Source organism: Pseudomonas sp. EL_65y_Pfl2_R96 (assembly GCF_963970905.1).
Lineage (GTDB): Bacteria > Pseudomonadota > Gammaproteobacteria > Pseudomonadales > Pseudomonadaceae > Aquipseudomonas.
The window spans coordinates 53,322-62,980 of sequence record NZ_CAXAQH010000037.1; the positions used below are offsets into that span (position 1 = coordinate 53,322).

Here is a 9,659-nt window from a genome sequence, read left to right on the forward strand (position 1 = left end):
CTTGCTCGCTTCCACATTGGATAATCAGCGCGCACAAAAAAGCCGACAGCGATGTCGGCTTTTTTGCATCTGCGAAAAGACGCTTAGATCGTCAGCGTCCAGTCGTAGTCCACGATCAGTGGCGCATGCTGCGAGAACCGTGGCTGACGCGGCAGGCGCGCACTGCGTACGAAGCGGCGCAGGCCCGGGGTCAGCAACTGGTAGTCGAAGCGCCAGCCCAGGTTGAGCATCTCGGCCTGTTCGTTGTCCGGCCACCAGCTGTACTGGTCGCCTTCACGGCTGACTTCCCGCAGGGCATCGACGTAACCCATGTTGCCGACAATCTCGTCCATCCAGGCACGCTCAGGCGCCAGGAAGCCCGGGGATTGCTGGCTGTCGCGCCAGTTCTTGATATCCAGCTTCTGTTGCGCCACGTACAGCGAGCCACAATAAATGTACTCGCGACGTTTGCGCCGCTGTTTATCCAGATAACGGGCGAAGTCGTCCATTAGCTTGAACTTCTGGTTCAAGTCTTCATCGCCGTTCTGCCCCGAAGGGAGCAGCAAGGTCGCGATGCTGACCTTGTCGAAATCGGCTTGCAGGTAACGCCCGTAGCGGTCGGCCGTCTCGAAGCCAAGACCGCTGATGACAGCCTTCGGTTGCAACCGCGAGTACAAAGCCACGCCACCTTGGGCGGGAACTTCGGCTTCGCAGGCATAAAGGAAGTAGCCATCCAGTTGGAAGGCTGGATCGTCCAGTTCAAAGGCGGAGGCACGGGTGTCCTGCAGGCAGATGACGTCGGCATTCTGTGCTTGCAGCCAACTGAGCAAACCACGCTCGACTGCAGCCTGAATACCATTGACGTTCACACTGATGATCCGCATAAGTGGCCCCAAAAATCGCGTGCGGGTATGATACACGGCGTCTACCTAATTAGCTAAATCCGTGGTATTTGGGGTTTTTTTCATGCAAGCGTATCAGCGCGACTTCATTCGTTTTGCCATTGATCGTGGCGTTTTGCGCTTCGGTGAGTTCACCCTGAAGTCCGGACGCACCAGTCCTTACTTCTTCAATGCCGGCCTGTTCAACTCGGGTTCCGCCCTGGCGCAGCTGGGGCGTTTCTATGCGGCAGCCATCGTCGAGAGCGGTATTTCGTTCGACGTGCTGTTCGGCCCGGCCTACAAAGGCATCCCGCTGGCGGCGACCACTGCGGTGGCGCTGGCCGAACATCATGGCCGTGATCTGCCATGGTGCTTCAACCGCAAGGAAGCCAAGGCCCATGGCGAAGGCGGCAGCCTGGTCGGCGCGCCATTGACCGGCGACGTGCTGATCATCGACGACGTGATCACCGCAGGCACCGCCATCCGTGAAGTGATGCAGATCATCGCTTCCCAGGACGGCGCCAAAGCCAAGGGCGTGCTGATCGCCCTGAACCGTCAGGAGCGTGGCAACGGCGAATTGTCGGCCATCCAGGAAGTGGAGCGCGATTTCGGTATTCCGGTGATCAGCATTGTTTCGCTGAACCAGGTGCTCGAGTTCCTGGCGGATGATCCGCAGCTCAAGCAGCACCTGCCGGCGGTTGAAGCCTATCGCGCCAAATTTGGCGTCTGACCACAATTCCCCCTGTGGTATCGGGCTTGTGTGGCGAGGGAGCTTGCTCCCGCTGGGCTGCGTAGCAGATCCAAGGATTTTGTGAGTGCTGCGCACTCAAGCGGGAGCAAGCTCCCTCGCCACAAAAGGTGAATTACCACAGGAATTGCATACAAAAAAAGACCCCGCTCAGCTTGGCTGAGCGGGGTCTTTTTGTTTGTGTTGCTTAGTGACGCTTGCGGTTGCTGATCAAGGTACCCACACCCGTGTCGGTGAAGATTTCCAGCAGAATCGCATTCGGCACCCGACCATCGATGATCAACGAGCTGCCCACGCCGCCTTGTACCGCTTCCAGCGCGCAACGAATCTTCGGCAGCATGCCGCCGTAGATGGTGCCGTCGGCGATCAGCTCGTCGACTTGCTGGGTGCTCAGGCCGGTCAGGACCTTGCCGGTCTTGTCCATCAGGCCGGCGATGTTGGTCAGCAGCATCAGCTTTTCAGCCTTCAGTGCTTCGGCCACTTTACCGGCCACCAGGTCGGCGTTGATGTTGTACGACTCGCCGTTGGCGCCCACGCCGATTGGCGCGATCACCGGGATGAAATCGCCTTTGACCAGCAGGTTCAGCAGGTCGGTGTTGATGCCGACCACTTCGCCCACCTGGCCAATATCAATGATTTCCGGCTGGGTCATTTCCGGCGTCTGACGGGTAACAGTGAGCTTTTTCGCGCGAATCAGCTCGGCGTCTTTGCCGGTCAGGCCGATGGCGCTGCCGCCATGACGGTTGATCAGGTTGACGATGTCCTTGTTCACCTGGCCGCCGAGGACCATCTCCACCACGTCCATGGTCTGCGCGTCAGTCACGCGCATACCATCGATGAAGTGGCTCTCGATCGACAGACGCTTGAGCAGGTCGCCGATTTGCGGGCCACCGCCGTGAACCACCACCGGGTTGATACCGACGGCTTTCATCAGCACGATGTCGCGGGCGAAGCCGGTTTTCAGCTCCTCGCTTTCCATCGCGTTGCCGCCGTATTTGATCACCAGCGTCTTGCCGACATAGCGGCGAATGTAAGGCAGCGCTTCGGACAGGACCTTGGCGGTGTTGGCGGCGGCTTCGCGTTCGAGGGTCATTCAGGGCTCCGGGTGCTTCAGAAGATCAAAACGGTAATTGGAGATCAGGTGCAACGCGTTTCAGCTGGACGTGGAACACATCCTTGATGCGCTGCAATTCAGCCTCGTCATCGGCCTCGAAGCGCAGCACCAGCACCGGTGTGGTGTTGGAGGCGCGAACCAGGCCCCAGCCTTTGGCATAGTCGACTCGCACGCCGTCAATGGTGGTCAGGTCGGCGCCTTCACCCCACTGCGCGTCGTGCAGTGCATCAATGATGCTGAATTTGCTCTCTTCGGTCACATGGATATTGATCTCTGGCGTAGAAATATCGTTCGGGAAGGTCGCGAACAGCTCTTCCGCGGTGGATTTTTCCTTGCTGAGGATCTCCAGCAGCCGCGCGGCGCTGTAGATACCGTCGTCGAAACCGAACCAGCGTTCCTTGAAGAAGATGTGCCCGCTCATTTCACCGGCCAACAGGGCGCCGGATTGTTTCATTTTCTTTTTGATCAACGAGTGACCGGTTTTCCACATCAGCGGACGACCGCCGTATTCCTTGATCAGCGGGACCAGGCGGCGGGTGCATTTGACGTCGAAGATGATTTCCGCGTTCGGGTTGCGCGCCACGACGTCGCGGGCGAACAGCATCAGCAGGCGATCAGGGAAGACGATGCTGCCGGTGTTGGTGACGACGCCTACGCGGTCGCCATCGCCGTCGAAGGCCAGGCCCAGGTCAGCGTTGGTTTCCTTGACCTTGGCGATCAGGTCCACGAGGTTTTCAGGCTTGCCCGGGTCCGGGTGGTGGTTCGGGAAGTTGCCGTCGACGTCGCAAAACAGCGGGATGACTTCGCAGTTCAGCGCTTCGATCAGTTGCGGGGCGATCACGCCGGCCGCGCCGTTACCGCAATCGACCACTACTTTCAGGCGGCGGGCGAGTTTGATGTCCTGGACGATTTCGGTGTTGTAGCGGTCGAGGATCTCGACCTTGGTGATGCTGCCCTTGCCGCTGCTCAGGTTGTTGGTCTTGAGGCGTTCGTGCAGGGCCTGGATCTGTTCGTTGGCCAGGGTGTCACCGGCAATGACGATCTTGAAGCCGTTGTAGTTCGAGGGGTTGTGGCTGCCGGTGAGCATCACGCCGGATTTGCCGGCCAGTACGTTGGCGGCGTAGTACAGCGCAGGCGTTGGCACCAGGCCCACATCGCTGACGTGGCAACCGCTGTCGGCCAGACCCTGAATCAGTTGTTCCACCAGTTCCGGGCCGGACAGGCGACCGTCGCGGCCGACGGACACGTTGGGTTCGTCCTGGGCCAGGCTCTGGGAGCCGATGGCGCGACCAAGCCAATAAGCGGTTTCAGCGTTCAAGAATTCCGGGACGGTGCCGCGAATGTCGTAGGCACGGAAGATGCTGTCGGGGAACGTAGGTGCGACTTGGGCTGGGGTGCTCATTTCTGGAAATGCTCCATCTCTAAAGTGGCTGGACAAACCGGCGAAAAACTCGCGGGCTGGCTCAAACTGAAGGGTATGACGGCGTTTTCGGCAGAGAGTTCGTGGTGTGCAAAGGCCATGTCACCGGTGTTCGCGAGTGAATGGCCGGTCAATGCCTTGATTTTGGGCGGTAAACCTTTCAGGTGAGGTCTGCGCAATTTTTTCGTCCTTGAATACAAAATGCAGGATTCGGGCCGGGCAGGGTGCCCGGCCTTTGTGATCAGTGGCTGCCGGAGTGGCCGAAACCGCCGGTGCCGCGCTGGGTTTCGACGAACTCTTCGACCATTTCGAAGTGCGCTTGAACCACCGGCACCAGAACCAGCTGGGCAAGACGCTCGCCAACGACGATGTTGAAGTCGGCCTGGCCACGGTTCCAGCACGACACCATCAGCGGGCCCTGGTAATCGGAGTCGATCAGGCCAACCAGGTTGCCCAGCACGATGCCGTGCTTATGGCCCAGGCCTGAGCGCGGAAGAATCAAGGCCGCCAGGCCCGGATCGCCGATGTACACCGACAGGCCAGTAGGGATCAGCAGGGTTTCGCCCGGCTTGATGACGGTATCTTTTTCCAGCATGGCGCGCAGGTCGAGGCCGGCGGAGCCTGGCGTGGCGTACTGCGGCAGCGGGAATTCGGTGCCGATGCGTGGGTCGAGGATCTTGGCTTGCAAAGCGTGCATGTAAATTAAACCTGGTTCAGACGTTCGGCGATAAAAGTGATCAGCTGGCGGGCAATCTTGCCCTTGCTGGTCTGGGCAAAAACAGTGGCGTGCAGCTCCCGATCAATCACGCTGCAGGCGTTTTCTTCGCTGTTGAAGCCAATACTCGGGTTGGCGACGTCGTTGGCGACGATCAGATCGAGATTCTTGTCTTTCAACTTGCGTGCAGCGTAGTCGAGCAAGTGTTCGGTTTCGGCGGCGAAACCGACACTGAACGGACGGTCGGGACGGGTGGCGATGGTGGCCAGGATGTCTGGGTTGCGCACCATCTGTAGTAACAAGCCGTCGCCGCTCGTAGGGTCTTTCTTGAGTTTCTGTGGGGCGACGACTTCCGGACGGTAGTCCGCGACCGCAGCAGAGGCGATGAACAGGTCGCAAGGGATCGCCGCTTCGCAGGCAGCGAGCATGTCGCGGGCACTCACCACGTCGATGCGCGTGACGCGATCCGGGGTCGGCAGGTGCACGGGGCCTGTGATCAGGGTCACGCGGGCGCCGGCTTCTACCGCGGCTTCGGCCAGGGCAAAGCCCATTTTCCCGGAGCTGTGGTTGGTGATATAGCGCACCGGGTCGATGTTTTCCTGGGTCGGGCCGGCGGTGATCAGCACGTGTTTGCCGGTCAGCGCCTGGCGCTGGAAGCAGTCTGCCGCGCACTGGGCGAGGTCGGTGGCTTCGAGCATGCGGCCCATGCCGACGTCGCCGCAGGCCTGGCTGCCGGATGCTGGGCCGAAGACCTTGAGGTCACGGCTTTCGAGGGTTTGCAGGTTCGCCTGGGTCGCCGGGTCACGCCACATGGCCTGGTTCATTGCCGGGGCAACCGCGACCACGGCGTCGGTGGCCAGCACCAAAGTGGTCAGCAGGTCGTCGGCAATACCTTGGGCCAGGCGCGCGATCAGGTCCGCCGTGGCGGGAGCGATCAGCACCAGGTCAGCCCATTTGGCCAGCTCGATGTGGCCCATCGCGGCTTCGGCCGCCGGGTCCAGCAAATCGAGATGGACCGGATGCCCAGACAACGCCTGCATGGTCAGCGGGGTAATGAATTCGCTGCCGCCACGGGTCATGACCACGCGCACTTCGGCGCCCTGGTCGATCAGGCGGCGAACCAGCTCGGCGCTCTTGTAGGCAGCAATGCCGCCGCCGACGCCCAGAACGATGCGTTTCCGATACAGCCGCTGCATAGGTCTGCCTTTCATTTCGTTGATGACTGCGTTGCGATACCCCCTCCCCAGGGGTGAAATCGCCCGCAAAAAAGATGGGCTACGATATCACAGCGACCGCTATGGAACAGCGGCGCCCACAGACATGGAGGTGTTATGAGCATTCGCGATTGGCCGGCGGCGGAACGGCCGCGGGAGAGGTTGCTTGAGTTTGGCTCGGGGAGTCTTTCGGACGCAGAGCTGCTGGCTATTTTTTTAAGAACCGGCGTATCGGGTAAAAGCGCGGTGGATCTGGCGCGACACCTGTTGAATCAGTTTGGCAGTTTGCGCGCACTACTTGAGGCCGATCAGGCGGCGTTCAGCAGGCAGCTGGGTCTCGGGCCGGCAAAATTCGCTCAGTTGCAAGCGGCCCAGGAAATGGGCCGGCGGCATTTGGCCGAACGTGCGCGCCAGAAATCGGCGCTGGAAAATCCGCAGGCGGTTCGTGATTACCTGAAATCGATGTTGCGCCACGAGCCTCACGAGGTGTTCGGCTGTCTGTTTCTGGATTCCAGGCATCAAGTACTGACCTTTGAAGTGCTGTTTCGCGGCTCCATCGACAGCACCAGTGTTTATCCGAGGCAAGTGGTTAAGCGCGCCTTGGTCCACAACGCCGCAGCGTTGATCCTCTGCCACAACCATCCGTCGGGTAACACCAACCCCAGCCAGGCCGACCGCACGCTGACCAAGCGCCTGCAAGAGGCGCTGGACCTGATTGATGTGCGGGTACTCGACCATTTCATCGTCGGCGACGGCGATCCGCTGTCGATGGCTGAGTATGGGTGGATGTGAGCGAGGGATGCGGAACCAAGTGAGTCCATGTGGGAGCGAGTCTGCTCGCGATGGCGTTGTGTCAGTCAACCTGTTCAGTGACTGAAGGGACGCTATCGCGAGCAGGCTCGCTCCCACAGGTTTTGTGTCGACGCTGATTACTTGAGGTTGACCTTGGAGTAGTCCTGGCGACCAAACGGGCTGACTGCATAACCCTCGACGTCTTTACGCGTCAGCGCAAAGGCGGTCGGGTGAGCCAGCGGCAGCCACAATGCCTGTTGCTGGATCTGTGTCTGGGCCTGTTCGTAGAGCTTGGTGCGTACGCCTTGCTCGTCGGTGGTCTTGCCGGCGCTGATCAGCTTGTCCAGATCCTGATTGCAGTAGCGGGCGAAGTTGGTGCCGGATTTGACCGCCGCGCAGGAAAACTGCGGCGTGAGGAAGTTGTCCGGGTCACCGTTGTCGCCGGACCAGCCCATGAACAGAAGGTCGTGCTCGCCGGCCTTGGCACGGCGAATCAGCTCACCCCATTCGATTACGCGGATCTCGGCCTGGATGCCGATTTCCGCCAGGTCGGCCTGCAGCAATTGTGCGCCGAGGCTCGGATTGGGGTTCAGCAGGCTGCCGGAAGGGCGGGTCCAGATGGTGGTCTGGAAACCATTCTTGAGCCCGGCCTTGGCCATCAATGCGCGGGCCTTTTCGACGTCATGCGGGTAGCCCGGCAAGCCTTTGGCGTAGCTCCAGGTATTGGGTGGGTACGGGCCGTTGGCGGCTTCGGCGGTGTCTTCGAACACAGCCTTGATGTAGTTGGCCTTGTCGAATGCGAGGTTGATCGCCTGGCGCACTTCAGGCTTGTCCAGCGGCGGATGTTGGCTGTTGATGCCGACGAACGCGGTCATGAACGCGTCGGTCTTTTCCACTTTCAGGGCCGGCTCTTTCAATGCGGCTTGTACGTCCAGAGGCTTCGGCGACAGGGCGATCTGGCACTCGTTGCGGCGCAATTTCTGCAAGCGAACGTTGGCGTCCGGGGTGATGGCGAAGATCAGTGGGTCAACCGATGGCTTGCCTTGGAAGTAGTCGCGGTTGGCCTTGTAGCGAATCGAGGCGTCTTTCTGGAAGCGCGTGAAAATGAACGGCCCGCTGCCGATCGGCTGGCTGTTGAGCTTTTCCGGCGTGCCGGCCTTCATCAGTTGATCGGCGTATTCGGCCGAATAGATCGAGGCGAAACCCATGCTCAGGGTTGGCAGGAAAGTCGAGTCCGGGTGATCGAGGGTGAAGCGGATGGTGAGCGGGTCCAGTGCGTCGATCTTCTTGATCAGCGCGGGTAACTGCATCGACTGGGCGTGCGGGAAGCCGCTCTGGGCGACTTTGTGCCACGGGTTTGCCGGATCGAGCATGCGGTCGAAGCTGAACTTCACGTCTTCGGCGGTCAGGTCGCGCGTCGGGCTGAAGTATTCGGTGCGATGAAATTTCACCTGCGGGTGCAATTTGAAGACGTAGGTCAGGCCGTCGGGCGTGACTTCCCAACTGTCCGCGAGGCTGGGGACTACTTTGCCGCTGGCGGTGTCGAAGTCCACCAGGCGGTTCATCAGCACGTCGGCCGAGGCGTTGGTGGTGGTCAGCGAGTTGTATTGCACCACATCGAACCCTTCCGGGCTGGCCTCGGTGCAGACGCTCAGGGCGGCGGCATGGGCCAGGGGGCTCAGCAGAAACGGGGCAAGCAGCAGCGGTAGGGCAGCGAGGCGCATGGTCGGATTCCTTTACAGATCGAAGGCCCATCTGCAAGTGCAGTCTGGAAAAGGCTTACCCTAGTGGGCTCTTTTGCAAATGACTATCCCCTTTTTCATTTTGAGGGGAGTATGGGTGATTGTTTTCGGTGAGTGACGGTTGAGAAAAACCCGGAATGGGCCCGTTGGCCGATTCTCTGCGACGAGCGGTCGTTATCGGGCACAGCCTTTGTCCAAGGCGTTTGGCGCCAGAAAAACAGGGTTTTTATCAACTCAATGCACACCGGTTGTTGTTGCTCTCTGGTCTTTCTGGTATAAAGCAGCGCTCTTTTCTAGGGGCCCGGTTCCTTCACTTGTAGGTGTAGCCGGTAAGACCTCTAAAGAAACGCGGCGCCTGGCGCCAAATGACTGAGAGATTAAGCGGCCAACCCATGCCGGGTTGGGCATGTGGTTTTAGAGGGCTGAGGCATGTCGAGAGTATGTCAAGTTACCGGTAAGGGTCCGGTGACTGGGAATAACATTTCCCACGCAAACAACAAAACCCGTCGTCGTTTCCTGCCGAACCTGCAGCATCACCGCTTCTGGGTTGAAGAAGAGAAACGTTTCGTGCGTCTGCGCGTATCTGCCAAAGGCATGCGTATCATCGACAAGCGTGGCATCACTGTCGTGCTGGCCGAAATTCGCAAAGCTGGCAAGATCTAAGGGAGCTAATCATGCGTGAATTGATTCGTTTGATTTCGAGCGCCGGTACTGGTCACTTCTACACTACCGACAAGAACAAGCGCACTACTCCGGACAAAATCGAGATCAAGAAATTTGATCCGGTTGTTCGTAAGCACGTGATCTACAAAGAAGGCAAAATCAAGTAATTGATTTTTCCCTCTTACGAAAAAGGCCCGTATCGCGAGATACGGGCCTTTTTTGTTGCCTGTGGATTTTGTGTTGTCTGTCAGGGCCCCATCGCGGGCAAGCCCGCTTGTGTCTTGCGCAGGACTTAGACTGAGGGTGAGAGCGGTGAGTGGCAAGCTGAATGCCCGGAGTGCTTAAAGCACGTGTGGGAGCCCATGCTGCCATTCACCTCTCCGCTCTGGTT

Annotated in this window: 9 protein-coding genes and 1 pseudogene; 4 read left to right on the forward strand and 6 right to left on the reverse strand. The window is 59.5% G+C overall.

From position 1 onward, the window contains the following. Positions 1-83: 83 nt before the first annotated feature. The gene (locus tag AACY49_RS26235) at positions 84-863 is read right to left on the reverse strand and encodes an exodeoxyribonuclease III (protein ID WP_007934608.1); all 780 of its coding nucleotides are present in this window, start codon (positions 861-863) and stop codon (positions 84-86) included. Between the two features lie 82 nt (positions 864-945). On the opposite strand from AACY49_RS26235, the gene pyrE reads away from it, so the two are divergent. Next, complete coding sequence (pyrE, locus tag AACY49_RS26240; RefSeq protein WP_339527311.1) at positions 946-1,590, forward strand: orotate phosphoribosyltransferase; 645 nt, start codon at positions 946-948, stop codon at positions 1,588-1,590. Positions 1,591-1,795: 205 nt separating this feature from the next. Here pyrE and argB read toward each other — a convergent pair whose 3' ends face one another. The 4 genes and pseudogenes from argB to coaBC form a co-directional block, all read right to left on the reverse strand. Further along, positions 1,796-2,701: an acetylglutamate kinase gene (gene argB / locus AACY49_RS26245; protein WP_071552791.1), complete on the reverse strand. Its 906-nt coding sequence runs from the start codon at positions 2,699-2,701 to the stop codon at positions 1,796-1,798. Between the two features lie 25 nt (positions 2,702-2,726). Continuing rightward, positions 2,727-4,130: pseudogene (locus AACY49_RS26250) on the reverse strand (phosphomannomutase/phosphoglucomutase); the annotation flags it as partial. A gap of 253 nt (positions 4,131-4,383) precedes the next feature. Then, positions 4,384-4,839: a dUTP diphosphatase gene (gene dut, locus AACY49_RS26255; RefSeq protein WP_258698480.1), complete on the reverse strand. Its 456-nt coding sequence runs from the start codon at positions 4,837-4,839 to the stop codon at positions 4,384-4,386. A gap of 5 nt (positions 4,840-4,844) precedes the next feature. Next, positions 4,845-6,053, reverse strand: coding sequence for a bifunctional phosphopantothenoylcysteine decarboxylase/phosphopantothenate--cysteine ligase CoaBC (gene coaBC, locus AACY49_RS26260; RefSeq protein WP_339527313.1), 1,209 nt, complete (start codon positions 6,051-6,053; stop codon positions 4,845-4,847). 135 nt (positions 6,054-6,188) lie between these two features. On the opposite strand from coaBC, the gene radC reads away from it, so the two are divergent. Continuing rightward, positions 6,189-6,863, forward strand: a complete 675-nt coding sequence (gene radC, locus AACY49_RS26265; protein ID WP_258698481.1) for a RadC family protein — start codon at positions 6,189-6,191, stop codon at positions 6,861-6,863. 137 nt (positions 6,864-7,000) lie between these two features. On the opposite strand, the gene AACY49_RS26270 is transcribed toward radC, so the two are convergent. Beyond that, positions 7,001-8,587 (reverse strand): ABC transporter substrate-binding protein, encoded by a 1,587-nt coding sequence (locus AACY49_RS26270; RefSeq protein WP_339527312.1) that lies wholly within the window; start codon positions 8,585-8,587, stop codon positions 7,001-7,003. Between the two features lie 447 nt (positions 8,588-9,034). Between AACY49_RS26270 and rpmB the strand changes: the two genes are divergently transcribed. Together rpmB and rpmG are read left to right on the forward strand one after the other, a co-directional pair. Then, a complete protein-coding gene (gene rpmB / locus AACY49_RS26275) occupies positions 9,035-9,268 on the forward strand; it encodes a 50S ribosomal protein L28 (protein WP_007894701.1) in 234 nt (77 codons plus the stop codon). Between the two features lie 11 nt (positions 9,269-9,279). Continuing rightward, complete coding sequence (rpmG, locus tag AACY49_RS26280; RefSeq protein ID WP_007894709.1) at positions 9,280-9,435, forward strand: 50S ribosomal protein L33; 156 nt, start codon at positions 9,280-9,282, stop codon at positions 9,433-9,435. The last annotated feature ends 224 nt before the right edge of the window (positions 9,436-9,659 follow it).

Excerpts from the sequence above, each read along its gene's own strand:
- AACY49_RS26235 (WP_007934608.1), bottom strand. The coding sequence starts at position 863 with ATGCGGATCATCAGTGTGAACGTCAATGGTATTCAGGCTGCAGTCGAG.
- pyrE (WP_339527311.1), top strand. The coding sequence starts at position 946 with ATGCAAGCGTATCAGCGCGACTTCATTCGTTTTGCCATTGATCGTGGC.
- argB (WP_071552791.1), bottom strand. The coding sequence starts at position 2,701 with ATGACCCTCGAACGCGAAGCCGCCGCCAACACCGCCAAGGTCCTGTCC.
- dut (WP_258698480.1), bottom strand. The coding sequence starts at position 4,839 with ATGCACGCTTTGCAAGCCAAGATCCTCGACCCACGCATCGGCACCGAA.
- coaBC (WP_339527313.1), bottom strand. The coding sequence starts at position 6,053 with ATGCAGCGGCTGTATCGGAAACGCATCGTTCTGGGCGTCGGCGGCGGC.
- radC (WP_258698481.1), top strand. The coding sequence starts at position 6,189 with ATGAGCATTCGCGATTGGCCGGCGGCGGAACGGCCGCGGGAGAGGTTG.
- AACY49_RS26270 (WP_339527312.1), bottom strand. The coding sequence starts at position 8,587 with ATGCGCCTCGCTGCCCTACCGCTGCTGCTTGCCCCGTTTCTGCTGAGC.
- rpmB (WP_007894701.1), top strand. The coding sequence starts at position 9,035 with ATGTCGAGAGTATGTCAAGTTACCGGTAAGGGTCCGGTGACTGGGAAT.
- rpmG (WP_007894709.1), top strand. The coding sequence starts at position 9,280 with ATGCGTGAATTGATTCGTTTGATTTCGAGCGCCGGTACTGGTCACTTC.